Source organism: Pseudomonas sp. LBUM1647 (assembly GCF_059716175.1).
Window position 1 is genome coordinate 1,820,458 of record NZ_CP166809.1, and the last position, 14,972, is coordinate 1,835,429.

At 58.3% G+C, this 14,972-nt stretch carries 17 protein-coding genes; 6 read left to right on the plus strand and 11 right to left on the minus strand.

Annotation, left to right across the window (positions count from 1 at the left end):
• Positions 1–9 precede the first annotated feature (9 nt).
• Complete coding sequence (locus ACA059_RS08285; protein ID WP_497633369.1) at positions 10–900, plus strand: pseudouridine synthase; 891 nt, start codon at positions 10–12, stop codon at positions 898–900.
• An 88-nt stretch (positions 901–988) separates the two neighbouring features.
• Here the strand turns inward: ACA059_RS08285 and ACA059_RS08290 are convergent, their stop codons facing one another.
• Together ACA059_RS08290 and mobA are read right to left on the minus strand one after the other, a co-directional pair.
• Positions 989–1,210 carry a YgdI/YgdR family lipoprotein gene (locus ACA059_RS08290; RefSeq protein WP_033059146.1) on the minus strand — a complete coding sequence of 74 codons (222 nt, stop codon included), beginning with the start codon at positions 1,208–1,210 and terminating at the stop codon, positions 989–991.
• 76 nt (positions 1,211–1,286) lie between these two features.
• Complete coding sequence (mobA, locus tag ACA059_RS08295) at positions 1,287–1,889, minus strand: molybdenum cofactor guanylyltransferase MobA (RefSeq protein WP_497633370.1); 603 nt, start codon at positions 1,887–1,889, stop codon at positions 1,287–1,289.
• 81 nt (positions 1,890–1,970) lie between these two features.
• Between mobA and moaB the strand changes: the two genes are divergently transcribed.
• Positions 1,971–2,510: a molybdenum cofactor biosynthesis protein B gene (moaB, locus tag ACA059_RS08300; protein WP_497633371.1), complete on the plus strand. Its 540-nt coding sequence runs from the start codon at positions 1,971–1,973 to the stop codon at positions 2,508–2,510.
• A complete protein-coding gene (locus ACA059_RS08305; RefSeq protein WP_497633372.1) occupies positions 2,494–3,720 on the plus strand; it encodes a molybdopterin molybdotransferase MoeA in 1,227 nt (408 codons plus the stop codon). The genes moaB and ACA059_RS08305 overlap by 17 nt, the downstream gene beginning before the upstream one ends.
• A 60-nt stretch (positions 3,721–3,780) precedes the next feature.
• Here ACA059_RS08305 and ACA059_RS08310 read toward each other — a convergent pair whose 3' ends face one another.
• Positions 3,781–4,095, minus strand: a complete 315-nt coding sequence (locus tag ACA059_RS08310) for a hypothetical protein (protein ID WP_497633373.1) — start codon at positions 4,093–4,095, stop codon at positions 3,781–3,783.
• A gap of 229 nt (positions 4,096–4,324) precedes the next feature.
• Here ACA059_RS08310 and yegS point away from each other — a divergent pair, with 229 nt between their 5' ends.
• A complete protein-coding gene (yegS, locus tag ACA059_RS08315; RefSeq protein ID WP_497633374.1) occupies positions 4,325–5,242 on the plus strand; it encodes a lipid kinase YegS in 918 nt (305 codons plus the stop codon).
• On the opposite strand, the gene ACA059_RS08320 is transcribed toward yegS, so the two are convergent.
• The 3 genes from ACA059_RS08320 to ACA059_RS08330 form a co-directional block, all read right to left on the minus strand.
• Complete coding sequence (locus ACA059_RS08320) at positions 5,226–5,885, minus strand: response regulator (RefSeq protein ID WP_497633375.1); 660 nt, start codon at positions 5,883–5,885, stop codon at positions 5,226–5,228. The genes yegS and ACA059_RS08320 overlap by 17 nt on opposite strands.
• Entirely contained in the window at positions 5,882–6,775 is an 894-nt protein-coding gene (locus ACA059_RS08325; protein ID WP_497634637.1) for a sensor histidine kinase, read from the minus strand. The genes ACA059_RS08320 and ACA059_RS08325 overlap by 4 nt, the downstream gene beginning before the upstream one ends.
• A gap of 343 nt (positions 6,776–7,118) precedes the next feature.
• A complete protein-coding gene (locus tag ACA059_RS08330; protein ID WP_497633376.1) occupies positions 7,119–7,589 on the minus strand; it encodes a hypothetical protein in 471 nt (156 codons plus the stop codon).
• A gap of 462 nt (positions 7,590–8,051) precedes the next feature.
• Here ACA059_RS08330 and ACA059_RS08335 point away from each other — a divergent pair, with 462 nt between their 5' ends.
• Positions 8,052–8,987 carry a chemotaxis protein CheV gene (locus ACA059_RS08335; protein WP_046049189.1) on the plus strand — a complete coding sequence of 312 codons (936 nt, stop codon included), beginning with the start codon at positions 8,052–8,054 and terminating at the stop codon, positions 8,985–8,987.
• An 87-nt stretch (positions 8,988–9,074) separates the two neighbouring features.
• The gene (locus ACA059_RS08340; RefSeq protein ID WP_497633377.1) at positions 9,075–9,881 is read left to right on the plus strand and encodes an MOSC domain-containing protein; all 807 of its coding nucleotides are present in this window, start codon (positions 9,075–9,077) and stop codon (positions 9,879–9,881) included.
• A gap of 85 nt (positions 9,882–9,966) precedes the next feature.
• On the opposite strand, the gene ppnP is transcribed toward ACA059_RS08340, so the two are convergent.
• The 5 genes from ppnP to atuD all read right to left on the minus strand — a co-directional run bounded on the left by ppnP (position 9,967) and on the right by atuD (position 14,972).
• Positions 9,967–10,251 (minus strand): pyrimidine/purine nucleoside phosphorylase, encoded by a 285-nt coding sequence (ppnP, locus tag ACA059_RS08345; RefSeq protein WP_007940055.1) that lies wholly within the window; start codon positions 10,249–10,251, stop codon positions 9,967–9,969.
• A gap of 61 nt (positions 10,252–10,312) precedes the next feature.
• Entirely contained in the window at positions 10,313–10,864 is a 552-nt protein-coding gene (locus tag ACA059_RS08350; RefSeq protein WP_497633378.1) for a 3'-5' exonuclease, read from the minus strand.
• 71 nt (positions 10,865–10,935) lie between these two features.
• On the minus strand, positions 10,936–12,897 hold the full coding sequence (locus ACA059_RS08355; RefSeq protein WP_497633379.1) for an acetyl/propionyl/methylcrotonyl-CoA carboxylase subunit alpha: 1,962 nt from the start codon (positions 12,895–12,897) through the stop codon (positions 10,936–10,938).
• Between the two features lie 123 nt (positions 12,898–13,020).
• Positions 13,021–13,818 (minus strand): enoyl-CoA hydratase/isomerase family protein, encoded by a 798-nt coding sequence (locus ACA059_RS08360; protein WP_497633380.1) that lies wholly within the window; start codon positions 13,816–13,818, stop codon positions 13,021–13,023.
• Positions 13,815–14,972, minus strand: coding sequence for a citronellyl-CoA dehydrogenase (gene atuD, locus ACA059_RS08365; protein ID WP_483841231.1), 1,158 nt, complete (start codon positions 14,970–14,972; stop codon positions 13,815–13,817). The genes ACA059_RS08360 and atuD overlap by 4 nt, the downstream gene beginning before the upstream one ends.

The window sequence follows — 14,972 nt, forward strand, 5'->3', positions numbered from 1 at the left end:
AACTTTCGTATGTCCACTTCATCTTTTTCTGCTGCACACAACCAGGCCAGCACGCTCTACTTGCCGCCTGGTCCGTGGCAGACCGTACTCGATTGTCTGTGCGAACACTTCAGCGCCATCGGTCGTGAACAATGGCTGGACAGAATCGCTCGCGGTCGTGTCCTCGACGGTCACGGGATGCCGATCGCCCTTGATCTGCCTTACAAGGAAGGCTTGCGGATTCATTATTTCCGTGAGGTGCCGGACGAAAAGCCGATCCCGGTGGTTGAGTCGATTCTGTACGCGGATGAGCATCTGGTCGTGGCGGATAAACCGCATTTTCTGCCAGTGACCCCGGCGGGTGAATACGTGGAGCAGACCCTGTTGCGACGGCTGATTCGTCGACTCGATAACCCGCATCTGGTGCCATTGCATCGCATTGACCGGCATACGGCGGGGCTGGTGCTGTTTTCCGCCAACCCTCAGAGCCGTTCTGCCTATCAGTCGTTGTTTCCTACGCGGCAGATCGAAAAGCGCTACGAGGCAATTGCCCAAGCGTTGCCTGAACTCTCTTTTCCATTGGTCCATAAGAGTCGCCTCGTCGATGGTGAGCCTTTCTTCCGCATGCAGGAAGGTCCGGGCGTCAGCAATACCGAAACGGCTATCGAAGTCAGGGAGAAGAATGGTGATCTCTGGCGTTATGCGCTTTACCCGGTGACGGGCAAGAAGCATCAGTTGCGGGTGCACATGACAGCCTTGGGCGCCAGCATCTGCAACGACCCGTTTTATCCGCACGTACTCAAGGATATTGAGGATGACTATGCCAATCCTTTGAAACTGCTCGCTCAGGGGTTACGGTTTGTGGACCCGGTCACCGGTGAGGAAAGAGCATTCGAAAGCACCATCACCCTGCAGTGGTGATCACGAGGTTCAGCGAATCTGCTGATCTTCAGCCACGAAAAAGCCCGCATAAAGCGGGCTTTTCCATATCCGGTTGTCACCGCAAAAATTACAGCTCTTTAACGGTACGAACCTGATCCTTGTTGATGCGGGTCTGCTTGCCATCCAGTTGTTCGAATTCGTAGAAACCCGAATCCTTATCGAACTTTGGCGCGTCGACAGCCTGGATTTCTCGACCGTCATTCAAGGTGATCACTGTAGGCGATGCGCAACCGGCGAGGGTAGCGAGGCCCAGTGCGAGCATGAAAGTGGCGAGGGTCCGTTGAGTCATGAGTGTGTCTCCGAATATGAATTCTTTTGGTTACTGAGCTTGAGACGTGTACAGCGCGTGCAAGTTCCTTCTCCTGTCAGTCTGACACAGAGTTGTGGGCACTTAACAGTTCTGGTGTGTTGAGGTTGGCCAGGCGTGGATCATTGTCGGGGCATTGCAGGGCGGTAGCGCCCAGTTTGCGCATGAGGCGACCCGGGCTGCGTTCGCCGTCGTTCCAGGCACTGTCGAAATCGGCCGAGAGTGCCACGGGGATAATGCACAGCAGAGGTTCCCAATGTTCGCCATGGCGCAGCATCAGCGGTTCGTCCGGGTGCTGGCTGGCGGAGTCGCGCATGCTATTGAGCAGCGCGGCGTCTATGCGTGGTACGTCACAAGGCAGCACCAGCAAATGCGCATGGCGGGCGGCCTTCAGGCCTGCGCGAATACCGGCCAGGGGGCCAGGAAAGTCGCCTTCATCGTCATGAACCAGCTGGTCGGCGTAGGGCGCGTACTTTTCCAGGTTTCTGTTGCAGGAGATGATCAGGTCATCGCTCAGTGAACGGGTTTTGCGGTGCAAGTGGGCAATCAATGGCTCGCCGTGCCATTCCAGCAGCCCTTTGTCCTGACCGCCCATGCGTTGGCCACGACCACCTGCCAGGAGCAGAATGGAGCAGGGCGGCAAATGTGTATTCGAGGTCATGGCAGGTCTCCATGGGGGCGGCGAAAAAATGAGGCGCTGTGATATAACACCGGGCTGTTTCTCCTACAACTGGATGAGCCTATGAAAGCCAAGGCTGATGTACCTTTCGCACCGCTCAACATCGCGGTGCTGACGGTCAGCGATACCCGTACCCTGCAAACCGATACCTCAGGCCAGGTCTTCGTCGACCGTTTGAGCGCTGCCGGCCATAACCTGGCAGCCCGGGTTCTGCTCAAAGATGATCTCTACAAAATTCGCGCGCAAGTCGCCAACTGGATTGCCGACGATGTCGTGCAGGTGGTGCTGATCACTGGCGGTACCGGTTTCACGGGACGCGACAGCACTCCGGAAGCGGTGAGTTGCCTGCTGGATAAACAGGTCGACGGTTTTGGTGAGCTGTTCAGGCAGATATCTGTGGCGGATATTGGCACCTCTACTGTTCAGTCCCGTGCCCTGGCCGGCTTGTCCAATAGCACGCTGGTCTGCTGTTTACCGGGTTCGACCAATGCCGTGCGCACCGGTTGGGATGGCATTCTTGCCGAGCAGCTGGATTCTCGGCACCGCCCGTGCAACTTCGTGGCTCACCTTAAACAGGCGGCACCCTGTGAATCCCGCGGGTAAGCCAGGCAAGACCGGCAGTTTGTTGGCTGTCGAGGTGGCGCTGGCTCGCTTGCTGGCAATGGCCGAAGCCTCACCGATTCGTGAGCGTGAACGCTTGCCATTGGCGCAGGTTCAGGGCCGGGTGCTAGCCGATGACCTGGTCTCGACGCTTGATCTGCCACCTTGGCCCAACAGTGCCATGGACGGCTATGCCTTGCGCGTGGCCGACTGGATTGGAGAGCCACTGGTGGTCAGCCAGAAGATTTTTGCCGGTCAGGCTCCGGAGCCCTTGAAGCCTGGCACCTGTGCACGAATCTTCACCGGTGCGCCAGTGCCCGCCGGTGCTGATTGCGTCGAGATGCAGGAAAATACCGAGGTTCAGGCGGATGAGCGGGTATGTTTCACCGAAACCATGACCCCCGGACAAAACATTCGTCCTCAAGGCCAGGAAGCCACTGTTGGTGAATTGATTCTGCCAGCCGGAACGCGCCTCGGGCCGATCGAACAGGGGTTGGCTGCATCGCTGGGATGCGCAGAGCTGGACGTCATTCGCAAGGTTCGCGTTGCTGTTCTGTCCACCGGGGATGAACTGATTGAACCGGGTCAGGCTCTGGGGCCGGGACAGATCTACAACAGCAATCGAGTGTTGCTGTGCAGTTGGTTGCAGCGCCTGGGCTGTGAGGTGATCGATGCCGGAATTCTTCCGGATGATTTAGCGACCACCCGCACTCAACTGGGTGAATTGAAAGATGTCGATCTGATCCTTTCCACCGGTGGTGTCTCGGTGGGAGAGGCTGACTTTCTGGGCATTGCCTTGCGTGAAGAGGGCGAGTTGACGTTGTGGAAACTCGCCATCAAACCCGGCAAACCGCTGACATTCGGGCATTTTCGCGGCGTACCTGTGATTGGTTTGCCTGGCAATCCGGCTTCAACGCTGGTGACCTTTGCTTTGTTGGCAAGGCCCTATCTCTTGCGCCGACAGGGTGTAAAAGAGGTTGAGTCCCTGAAGTTTCAGGTGCCTGCAGGGTTTGCATGGCCAAAAGCAGGCAATCGACGCGAGTACTTGCGCGGACGTCTGGAGAATGGCCGGGCAATTATCTACAGGAATCAAAGTTCTGGTGTACTGCGGAGCGCTGCCTGGGCGGATGGTCTGGTTGAGGTGGTGGAGGATCGCACGCTGATCGAAGGTGACTACGTGGGCTTCATCCCGCTGAGCGAAGTCCTGAGCTGACTCCTGCCGCTGGCTTACTGCGCAAACCCGGTTGATCGAACCGGGTTTTGCGTTCATGGCTTACCCTTGGTGAGCCAGGAGTGTCACGAGCTGGTCGAAACGGCTATTGGCGATCCAGGCCAGAACCCCGATGACGACGGCTGTACCAATAGCCGAATAGGCGAGCCGGTGTTTTATGGATTTGAGGTCACTACGGACTTCATCCATGTCTCGTCGGATGTATTTGAGGTGTGCCTCCAATTCAACGACGCGAGATTCCATAGCAGCTTCTCCAATGGGCTTTGCGCTGTTTTTGAATTCAGCTTGATGATTGGCGCGTTTTTCTGCGAACGGTGCAACCGGAATGACCGGTGACCTGATCTCTTGGCTTTGCATGGCACGTCCCTGTGTAGTTCCTGCTGATGTTTGATAACTGCAGGCGCCAAGGTGTACCACTCGCACTGGTCGGTCAATTGAGCCGATTCCTCATGTTTTGTAAGAAAAAGTCCCGCCTTGTAGGACGCCCTATGGCTCGACTTCAAATAATTCAAATTCTTGCGACTTTTATGTGGCGAGATGAGGTCAACATCTTCCATACGGAATTCAATCATGGGAGTGACAACTAATGAGCGAACGCAAGGCGCTGTTGATTCTGCATGGCAAGCAAGCGCTCAACGAGGCGGTTCGTTCTGCCGTTGCGGACAAGCGCAAACAGGGTTGGGAGCTGGCCGTTCGAGTGACCTGGGAAGCGGGCGACGCACAGCGTCTGGTAGATGAAGCGCTGGCGGCAGGCTACACGCAGATCATCGCCGGTGGCGGTGACGGTACCTTGCGTGATATTGCCGAAGCCTTGGCGGCGCATTCGACGAAGGCCAGTCTGGTACTGATGCCCTTGGGGACCGCCAATGATTTTGCGCGTGCCGCCGGCGTGCCTCTGGAGCCCGCGCAAGCGCTGGAACTTCTCGACATTGCACCGAGCGCCATTGATCTGGGGGAGGTCGGCGGGCAGGTGTTCCTGAATATGGCCACGGGCGGTTTTGGCAGTCAGGTCACGGCAAACACCTCGGAGGACTTGAAAAAAATCCTCGGGGGCGCGGCTTACCTGTTCACCGGTTTATCGCGCTTCAGTGAGTTGCATGCAGCCTATGGCGAGTTGCAGGGGCCTGATTTCCAGTGGAGTGGCGAGCTGTTGGCATTGGGCATCGGCAATGGCCGACAGGCCGGCGGTGGACATGTGTTGTGTCCAGAAGCGCTGGCTGACGACGGTCTGCTGGACATCAGTATTCTGCCTGCGCCGCAGGAAGTCGTCGGCACCTTGAAAACCCTGCTGGCCGATGGCTTCGGCATCGACAACATGTTTGTACGAGTCCGGTTGCCATGGGTCGAAATCAAGGTCTCGGAAGGCCTCTACATCAACCTCGATGGCGAACCTCTGGAAGGTGACAACTTGCGTTTCTCGACACGTCCAGCGGCACTGCGCGTGCATTTACCTGAAAACTCGCCGCTGCTGGGGTCATCGCAATTGATCAATCATCCAGGCTGATGATCTGCTCGCGCACGGCGAACAGCACCAGGCCCGCCACATCGTAGATCTGCAAGCGCTTCATGATCTGCGAGCGGTGGGTTTCAACGGTCTTGATGCTGAGGCCCAGGCCATTGGCAATTTCCCGGGTGGATTTTCCGCGAACGATCAGCCGAAGGATTTCCAGCTGACGCGCCGTCAAGTTGTGTGAGTCTGCAGGTTCCGGCTGGTTTTTCTGAGTTCGGGTCAGCGCCTGGTTGATGACGGTGTGGGCGATGGCCGGGCTCAGGTAGCGTTCGTTGTTACGCAAGGCATCCAGGGCATGTTCGAGCTCGGTGGCCGTGGTGTCCTTGAGCAGGTAGCCATGTGCACCGGATTCCAGTGCCTGCATGATGAGTGCTGGATCAGTGTGCATCGACAGGATCAGCACCTTGCTCTGCGGGCGTACTCGCTTGAGTCGCAGCAATGCGTCAAGGCCACTGGTTTCCTTCATGGAAATATCCAGCAGGATGATGTCGGGGGACAGTTGCTCGACCATCTCGAGCAACTGCGAGCCGTCATTGGCCTCACCGATTACCGCGTAGCCGGGAATATCCAGCACCAGAGCGCGCACGCCTGCCCTGATAAGCGAGTGGTCATCCACCAGAAGTAAGTTACAAGTCAACGCATAACCTTATTCGTACTGGCCCGTTCGAGCGCACGAGGCGCCCAGGGGAAGAGTGCTTCGATTTGAGTGCCTTTGCCCGGCTCGCTGGTCACGCTCAGAGTGCCTCCCAGCTGATTGATCCGTTCCGACATCCCTGCCATTCCACGTTGCCCCTCACGACCTGGATCGGTCGCTGGCGCGAATCCCAGGCCATCGTCACTGATCAACAGTGTCAGGCCCTGAGGTAGACGTTGCAGGCGGACCAACAGATTTTTCGCTTCGGCATGGCGCAATATATTGGTCACCGCTTCCTGAGTGATTCGAAAGGCAGCCAGCGTCATTTCCTCCGGTATACCTGCCAAACGCTGATGGCATTCCAGGCTCCAGTGCACCGGCGTGTTGGCCAGCGTCTTGAGTAAATGCGCCCGCAGACTGGCTTCCAGCCCGAGACTGGTCAGTTGCCTCGGATTGAGAATGGCCGATACGTCTCGCACTTTGGTCAGGGTTTCTTCCAGCGTGTCACAGAGCACCGAACATTGTCCCTGTAGTTCTTCAGGCATTCGGCGCTTGAGCCAGTCGCTTTGAAGTTTTGCCGCAGTCAGCAATTGGCCGATGTCATCATGCAGTTCCCGACTGAGCCGGTGACGTTCGTTTTCCTGAACCTCCAACAGTCGGTCAGCCAACTCCTGGGGTTGAAACTTTATCGACTTGCGCGAAAGACAATGCTGCACCCAGACGCAGGCCAATGCGGCGATATTGAGTACCAGCAGACTCAGCGGCAGGCGAATGGACAGGCTATAAATCAGCAGGCTGCCAAGCGCCGAGCAGGTACACAACACAAGCGTGACCAAGCGCGCGTTTTTTGGGGAGGGTGGCCTTAGGGTGATTGACTTGAGGCTGGCGTACATAGCGGATGGAGCCAATGGATGTTCGCTGCGGGAAGACCGGTCATCGTGGATGACGGGTCTCTGTCTGGAGTCACTCTGCCATTAATTGACGTCAACTAATGGGCGGCATAATACCACTTAAGATACCGTTGGTCGCGTTTGGTATATATGTCTGCAGAGTCAGGAAACAAGAGGTTATGGAAGGCAGTTCCATAATGGAAAAAGTTGGGTGGCAGGATTGGTTTATTGCTTTCGAGTTGTCGTTAGCAGGTATGAAATATTTAATTGCGACATGACCTCGTTAACGTTAAAGAGGCGGTCATGGCAATAAAAATTCGGAGCGCCGCATAGTGCTCCGATAAGTTCAGGCTTGCCGACCCGAAAAGGAAACGAGTGTGAACGGTTTGGAATTAGCGGGGGGCTGAAACTGACTGTGTCCGACCTGAAAGGCGAAGGCTTCGATCAGGGAGGTCTGTTCACTGTCATCAAGGCTGAGTTGGCCGGTCTTCTGATCAATAAGCTCGAGTTGCCAGGCGATCAACGTCAGGCAATCTTTCAGCGCATCCAAGGCCTGGTCGTGCAAGTCCATGTGATTCTGGGCGTGGCTCAGCAAACCATGAATGAGCAGCGAAAACTCCGAAACGGCTGCCAGAGCCAGCGCATCAGCCTTGTTGGCCAGTTTGAGCAGGGTGCTAAGCATGCAGTCGATGGCGTCCTTGTCATTGCTGATCAGTTGCAAATGACTCAGGCATTCCTCGGTTTTAACCAGGAGTGTCTCTGCTTCGACGAGAAACTCCGGGAGCCGTTGAGCCCACTCTTTACGATCGTTCGGCATGCTTATCTCCACAACGTCATGTCAAATGAGGGGATGTCGTGTGTGTCGACGGGGACGATCAGAGTCCCCGCATTGCCATGCCGTCGTGAGATCGCGCGCCGGCCTGCCTGGGTGCAGGCTGGGGAATTCGATAGGGTGGATGGCCACTTACCTGCGATCGCACACAAAAGCCTGACTCCGTTCATGCAATGAGAATGGCGTCACATTAATGGCTATTGGATATTGCGAATATCAGGTTGGACCTGATTGCTACTAGGGGAATCCCTTACACGGGGGAACCAGCCGAACGAAACGAGGTCTCGCGGCAGGCAATGGGGCAGATGAAATCGCCTGGCCAGTAAAGCATGATGTTAATGTGACATCAACGTTTGGTCGTGGCATTTTACACGGGGGTCAAGGTCCGGCAAAAACAGCCGATAACCCCCTTTAGTGAATTCATCAGAACAAGCCCAGGAGTCATTGATGGCCGGCATTCTCGACACGGTAGACCAACGCACGCAACTGGTGGGTGAGAATCGCCTGGAAATTCTCATGTTCCGGCTGGCCGGACGGCAATTGTTCGCGATCAACGTCTTCAAAGTGCAGGAAGTGCTGCAACTGCCGAAGCTGACCCTGATGCCCCAGCGTCATCCGTTTGTCTGCGGTGTGGTTAATTTGCGTGGCCAGACCCTGCCGGTGATCGACCTGTCCCAGGCCATCGGTATGCGTCCGCTGGTGCCAAGCCCGACCAGTACGATCATCGTCACCGAGTACAACCGTTCGGTGCAGGCGTTCCTGGTCGGTGGTGTGGACCGTATCGTCAACATGAACTGGGAAGCCATTCTGCCGCCGCCGGCCAGCGCCGGTCGTCAGCATTATTTGACGGCCATCAGCAAGGTCGACGATCAGTTGGTGGAAATCATCGACGTCGAAAAAGTCCTGGCGGAAATCGTCCCGTACAACGCCAAGGTATCGCGCGACAAACTCGACGATCCGGTTCTGGAACGCGCCCGTGGCCGTGAAGTGTTGCTGGTAGACGACTCGAACGTTGCCCTGTCGCAATTGCGTGACACCCTGGGTCAGTTGGGCGTGAAGATGCACATCGCCAGCGATGGCTTGAAGGCACTGAACATGCTCAAGGCCTGGGCCGATACCGGTGTGAACATGACCGACAAACTGCTGATGATCTTCACCGACGCGGAAATGCCGGAGATGGACGGCTATCGCCTGACCACGGAAATCCGCAACGACCCGCGTCTGCGTGGCCTTTATGTGGTTCTGCATACCTCGTTGTCCGGCAGCTTCAACGACTCGATGGTGAAGAAGGTCGGCTGCGACAACTTCCTCTCCAAATTCCAGCCGGACAAACTCGTCGATGTGGTGCGCCAGCGCTTGATGCTCGATGAAGTGCCTGCCTGATAACGGTGCAGGCTGACCTGAAGTCAGCCTTTGATTCGGCGATCAAGCTCGTATAGGGTGGCGTTTTTGCCCACCAGGGAGCTGGCCATGTTGCGTCTGAGCGCGCTTTATCGTTATCCGTTGAAATCCGGCAAGGGCGAGACCCTGCAGCAGGTCAGCCTCGACAAGCTGGGCCTGAACGGTGATCGACGCTGGATGCTGGTGGACGAGGCCAGCGGGCGCTTTCTGACTCAACGTGCAGTGGCGCAGATGAGTCAGCTGTCGGCGTTGTGGAATGCCGACGGTGGCTTGACCCTCAGTGCGCCGGGCCGCTCACCGATCGATATCGCCTTGCCTGCCAGCGACGCGGAACTGCGTGGCGTGACCATTTGGCGCGATACGTTGCGTGTGCCGGATGCCGGTGACGAGGCGGGTGCCTGGGTCAGCGAATTCATTGGCAAACCGACTCGCCTGGTACAAGTACCTCTTGATCGCGCACGGACCACTCAGGCCGGCTACGGCAAGGATGACGATCAGGTGGCCTTCGCCGATGGCTTTCCGCTGTTGCTGATCGGACAGGCCTCACTGGAGGACTTGTCGCAAAAAGTCGGGCGCCCGCTGGAAATGCTGCGCTTTCGGCCCAACCTGGTGATCGAGGGCAGCGAGGCGTATGCCGAAGATGGCTGGAAGCGTATCCGCATCGGCGATGTCGAGTTCCGCGTGGTCAAGTCGTGTTCACGTTGCATTCTGACCACCATCGACCCGCAAACCGGTGAGCGTAGCGAAGATCGCGAACCTCTGGCCACGTTGCAGAAATACCGTGCCGAAGCCGATGGTGCGATGTTCGGGCAGAACCTGGTCAACGACAGCAATGGCCGACTTGAAGTCGGTATGCCGGTGACGGTTCTGGAATAAGACAATCTGGCTGACTGCCCTTGAACAAAAAGTGCCCGTGTCCAAGGACACGGGCATTTTTTTGTCGCTGTGAAAACCCAGGGGTTTAGCCGCGGTATTCGCACAGGTAAGCGGTGTCGACGGCCACTTTCAGCTGGAACTTGCTGTTGGCGGGCACGTTGAACTGGCTGCCGGCGGCGAAGGTTTCCCAGTCGCTGCTGTCCGGCAGTTTGACGGTCAGGGCGCCGGACACCACGTGCATGATTTCACGCTGGCTGGTGCCGAATTCGTATTCGCCCGGTGCCATGACGCCGATGGTCGCAGGACCTTCAGCGGTGCCAAAGGCGATCGACTTGACGGTGCCGTCGAAGTACTCGTTGACTTTAAACATGGGCGATTCCTCGAAAAGGGCTGAAAAGGGCCGGCCAGTATGCACAAGGGGCCCCGCGCCGTCACCTCTCCAAAGGAGGGAAAATATGCGGTAACAGACGCGCCGTATTGCGCGCATCCTCCAGCGCCCGGTGTTGCTGGCCATTGAATTGCAGGCCAGCCAGTTGCAGGGCGCCATTGAGCCCCAACGGACGCTCCAGTCGATGGGCCTTGGCAAAGCGCTGTTTGAGGTTGATGTGCGGCACGCGGCTCAGGGCGCTGTCGAGTTGCAGGCGCTGCCATTCCTGAAGCAGTTGCTTGCGATCGTAATCGCCCCAACTGACCCAGCCTTCCAGGTGCGAATGATGTGGCCCGAGCCACTGCTCGAACGACGGCCAGACCTCGCTCAACAGCTCGGCCATATCGACGTTGGCCTGAGTAATGTGCGTCAGCTCCCGGCAAAACGGCGTCAGCAGGGGCCGCCGCAATGGCCGCACGAAGCGCTGGAAATGATCCACTTCACGCCCCTTGCGGTCCACCAGGGTGGCGCCGATTTCGATGACTTCCATTTCCGTTACTGGCCAACCACCCTCATCGGTGGTGGCTTCTAGATCAATGACCAGCCAGTGAGGCATCGCAGGGTTCCTGGTATCCGCGTCCTGATAGGGCTTGAGCGTAGCCAAACCCGGCGGATCCGCCTAGCGGCTTATTCGACCTCCAACAAAATCTGACGATTTTTCACCTGGTCACCGACCCTGACCTGCAAGCGTTTGAGCACGCCGTCGATGCCCGACTTGAGCGGATGCTCCATTTTCATCGCCTCCAGCACCACCAATAACTGGCCTTTACTGACCGGGCTGCCCTCAGTCACCAGCACGTCGACGATCGCCCCGTCCATCGGAGCCTTGAGGGTGCCGGTGCTGACGCTGGCCTGGCTGTTGACCACGGCCTGCGTCCGGTCCTCCAACCGCACACTGCCGGGACGGGTGAACAGCCAGAGTTGTCCTGCCTCGAGACGATAAGCATTACGTCGCCGGATACCGTTGATTTCCAGGCTGGCCCAGCGTCCATCGCACTGGATGACCTTCAATTCAAAGGGCGTTGTGGCGACTTGAATCCGATACGGTTCACCCGGCACAGCGTTCAATTCCACTGACCACTCCTGATCCTCAAGGCCGATTCGATAGTGCAACGGCACGCTGGCGTTGTTGCGCCAACCGGCCAGTGGCGCGTGATGAACCTGCGCCGAGGCCTGATAGAACAGCGCAGCAGCGATGGCCAGTTCTTCGGCGCTCGGCACATGCGCATGCAGGCAAGGATGCTCGGAAAAGTGTGCCGGGATGAACCCGGTGCTGAACTCGCCACTGATGAACTGCGGGTGTTCGAGCAGGCTGGCGAGCAAGCGCTGATTGCTTTGCACGCCGAGCAGCACGCTGTCCTGAACCGCCCGCAGCAATTTGCGCCGGGCTTCTTCGCGGGTGGCGCCGTGGGCGATGATCTTGCCCAGCATCGGGTCATAAAATGGGCTGACTGTCTGGCCTTCGATCAAGCCATGATCGATCCGCACGCCGCTCTGCAACGCAGGCTCCCAGGCGGTGATGCGACCGGTCTGTGGCAGAAAACCGTGTGCCGGATCTTCGGCGTACAAACGGACTTCCATGGCATGGCCGTTGAGCTGAACCTGCTCCTGGCGCAAGGGTAGCGGCAGTCCTTCGGCGACGTGCAACTGCCAGGCCACCAGATCGAGGCCGGTGATCAATTCGGTCACCGGGTGCTCCACCTGGAGTCGGGTGTTCATCTCCAGAAAGTAAAACTGCCCACGCGCATCCAGCAGGAACTCGACAGTGCCAGCGCCGACGTAATTCACTGCGCGCCCCGCCTTGAGCGCCGCTTCACCCATGGCCTGACGCAACTCGGCGTTCATCACCGGGCAGGGCGCTTCTTCGATGACTTTTTGATGGCGACGCTGGATCGAGCAATCGCGTTCGCCAAGGTAGATAAGGTTGCCGTGCTGGTCGCCGAACAGTTGAACTTCGACGTGACGCGGGTCGATCAGCGCTTGCTCGAGAATCAGTTCGTCACTGCCAAACCCGTTCAGCGCTTCGGAGCGGGCGGTTCGCAGTTGTTCGAGCAAATCATTGGCCTCGTGCACCAGGCGCATGCCACGCCCGCCACCGCCGGCACTGGCCTTGATCATCAGCGGATAGCCGATGTCTGCGGCTTCGCGGCTCAGGGTGGCGTCGTCCTGTTCTTCGCCCTGATAACCCTTGATGCACGGCACACCGGCATCGAGCATGGCGAGTTTCGACAGGCGTTTGCTGCCCATCAGTTCGATGGCTTCGGGGCTGGGGCCAATAAAGGTGATGCCGGCATTCTGGCAGGCGCGGGCGAACCCGGCGTTTTCCGAGAGGAAGCCGTAGCCTGGATGGATTGCGTCAGCACCCGTGCGCCGGGCGGCGTCGAGAATGGCCGGGATATTCAGATAGGACTGCTGCACCGGTGCCGGGCCGATGCTCACGGCTTCGTCAGCCAGCTGCACATGCAGCGCATCGGCGTCGGCATCGCTGAACACCGCGACCGTGCGATAGCCCAGAGCCTGGGCGGTGCGCTGGATGCGGCAGGCGATTTCACCGCGGTTGGCGATCAGGATTTTGCTGAAGGCGGGCATTGGGTCTTCTCTGGAGTTGTGCGGTGAAAGTGATGGCCTCTTCGCGAGCAAGCTCGCTCCCACAGGGGAATGCATTTCAAATGTGGGAGCGGGCTTGCTCCGGGCGGCGTTCCGACGATGCTTTTAAAGGGCCCAGCCCGGTTTACGTTTCTGCACGAAGGCCATGGTCCCCTCAATACCTTCAGCCCCGGTCACCGCCTCGCTGAACCAGTCGGCCGCTTCATCCAGCAACGCATTCGATGGCTGTCCGGCACTCGCGAGCAAGAGTTTTTTGGTCGTCGCATTGGCCTCAGGCGCGCAGCACAACACATGGGCCAGAATTTCATCGAGACGCTCGGCCAACGCTTGCGCGTCATGCTCGACAAAATGCACCAACCCCATGCGTCGTGCCTGTGTGCCATCGAAACGTGCCGCGGTCAGCGCCAGTCGACGCGTCTGGGTCAGGCCGATGCGCTGCACCACGAACGGCGCGATTTGCGCCGGCAGCAGACCGAGGCTGGTTTCCGGCAGACCGAATTGCGCCTGATGATCGGCCAAGGCGACGTCGCTGACGCAGGCCAGCCCAAAACCACCGCCGAGCACCGCGCCTTGCAGCACCGTGATCACCACTTGTGGTGCGTGTTGTACCTCTTGCAGCAGCGCACCGAATGCGCGATTCAAGTCGCGATACGCGCTCGGGCCTTGAGCGCGTGCGTTGGCCATGTCCTTGATGTCGCCACCAGCGCAAAAATGCCCGCCCGCACCACCGATCACCAGCGCGCGAATGGCTCGGTCGTCACGCACCGCCGCCAGCACCGCACGCAGTTCGGCGACCATCTGCAAGCTCATGGCGTTGCGGCTTTCGGAGCGGTTGAGGGTGATGTGCAGGACACCGTTATGCGGTTCGAGCAGCAAGGTCTGGCAAACCGGCAAAGTGCTCATTTCTTTTTCCCCGGCAGGATGCCCATGAGTTTGCAGATGATCCCCAGCATGATTTCGTCGGCACCGCCGCCGATCGACACCAGCCGCACGTCACGGTAAGCGCGGGCCACCGGGTTGTCCCACATGAAGCCCATGCCGCCCCAGTATTGCAGGCAGCTGTCGCTGACTTCCCGGCCCAGCCGTCCGGCCTTGAGTTTGGCCATCGACGCCAGACGGGTGACGTCCTGGCCTTTGATGTATTGCTCGGTGGCTTGATAGACCAATGCCCGCAGGCATTCGATTTCGGTTTGCAGTTCGGCCAGGCGGAAGTGGATGACCTGATTGTCGATCAGCGCATTGCCGAAGGTTTTGCGCTCCTTGCAGTACTCGATGGTGCTGTCGACGCAGTACTCCAGGCCCTTGATCATGTTTGCCGCGCCGAACAGCCGTTCCTCCTGGAACTGCAGCATCTGCATCATGAACCCCGCGCCTTCATGGCCGATGCGGTTGCGTTGCGGCACGCGCACGTTGTCGAAAAACACCTGGGCGGTTTCTGAACTGCGCATGCCGAGCTTGTCCAGGTGCGAGCTGAGGCTGATACCAGGGGTGTTCATCGGCACCATGATCAGCGATTTGTTGATGTGCGGTTTGTCGTCCGAGGTGTTGGCCAGCAGACAGATGAAATCGGCACTCGGTGAGTTGGTGATCCACATCTTGCTGCCGTTGATCACGTAGTCGTCGCCGTCCTTGCGGGCGGTGGTTTTCAAACCGGCCACGTCGGAACCAGCGCCGACTTCGGATACACCGATGCAACCGACCTGCTCGCCAGTGATCGCCGGACGGAGAAACTCTTCGCGCAGTTCATCGGAGCCGAAACGCGCCAACGCCGGGGTGCACATGTCGGTCTGTACGCCGATGGACATCGGAATGCCGCCGCAGTGGATGGTGCCGAACTCTTCAGCCGCGACGATCGAATAGCTGTAATCGAGCCCCATGCCGCCAAACTTTTCCGGTTTGGAAATCCCCAGCAGGCCGAGGTCCCCGGCCTTGCGGAAGATCTCGTGGATCGGAAAGCGCCCGGCCTTTTCCCATTCCTCGACGTGAGGATTGATCTCGTGATCGACGAATTGGCGGACGGTGCGGCGCAGTGCTTCGTGTTCCTGGGTGAAGATCAT

Excerpts from the sequence above, each read along its gene's own strand:
- yegS (WP_497633374.1), top strand. The coding sequence starts at position 4,325 with ATGAGCGAACGCAAGGCGCTGTTGATTCTGCATGGCAAGCAAGCGCTC.
- ppnP (WP_007940055.1), bottom strand. The coding sequence starts at position 10,251 with ATGTTTAAAGTCAACGAGTACTTCGACGGCACCGTCAAGTCGATCGCC.
- ACA059_RS08285 (WP_497633369.1), top strand. The coding sequence starts at position 10 with ATGTCCACTTCATCTTTTTCTGCTGCACACAACCAGGCCAGCACGCTC.
- mobA (WP_497633370.1), bottom strand. The coding sequence starts at position 1,889 with ATGACCTCGAATACACATTTGCCGCCCTGCTCCATTCTGCTCCTGGCA.
- ACA059_RS08310 (WP_497633373.1), bottom strand. The coding sequence starts at position 4,095 with ATGCAAAGCCAAGAGATCAGGTCACCGGTCATTCCGGTTGCACCGTTC.
- ACA059_RS08340 (WP_497633377.1), top strand. The coding sequence starts at position 9,075 with ATGTTGCGTCTGAGCGCGCTTTATCGTTATCCGTTGAAATCCGGCAAG.
- ACA059_RS08335 (WP_046049189.1), top strand. The coding sequence starts at position 8,052 with ATGGCCGGCATTCTCGACACGGTAGACCAACGCACGCAACTGGTGGGT.
- moaB (WP_497633371.1), top strand. The coding sequence starts at position 1,971 with ATGAAAGCCAAGGCTGATGTACCTTTCGCACCGCTCAACATCGCGGTG.
- ACA059_RS08355 (WP_497633379.1), bottom strand. The coding sequence starts at position 12,897 with ATGCCCGCCTTCAGCAAAATCCTGATCGCCAACCGCGGTGAAATCGCC.
- ACA059_RS08360 (WP_497633380.1), bottom strand. The coding sequence starts at position 13,818 with ATGAGCACTTTGCCGGTTTGCCAGACCTTGCTGCTCGAACCGCATAAC.
- ACA059_RS08330 (WP_497633376.1), bottom strand. The coding sequence starts at position 7,589 with ATGCCGAACGATCGTAAAGAGTGGGCTCAACGGCTCCCGGAGTTTCTC.
- ACA059_RS08325 (WP_497634637.1), bottom strand. The coding sequence starts at position 6,775 with ATGTACGCCAGCCTCAAGTCAATCACCCTAAGGCCACCCTCCCCAAAA.
- ACA059_RS08290 (WP_033059146.1), bottom strand. The coding sequence starts at position 1,210 with ATGACTCAACGGACCCTCGCCACTTTCATGCTCGCACTGGGCCTCGCT.
- ACA059_RS08350 (WP_497633378.1), bottom strand. The coding sequence starts at position 10,864 with ATGCCTCACTGGCTGGTCATTGATCTAGAAGCCACCACCGATGAGGGT.
- atuD (WP_483841231.1), bottom strand. The coding sequence starts at position 14,972 with ATGATCTTCACCCAGGAACACGAAGCACTGCGCCGCACCGTCCGCCAA.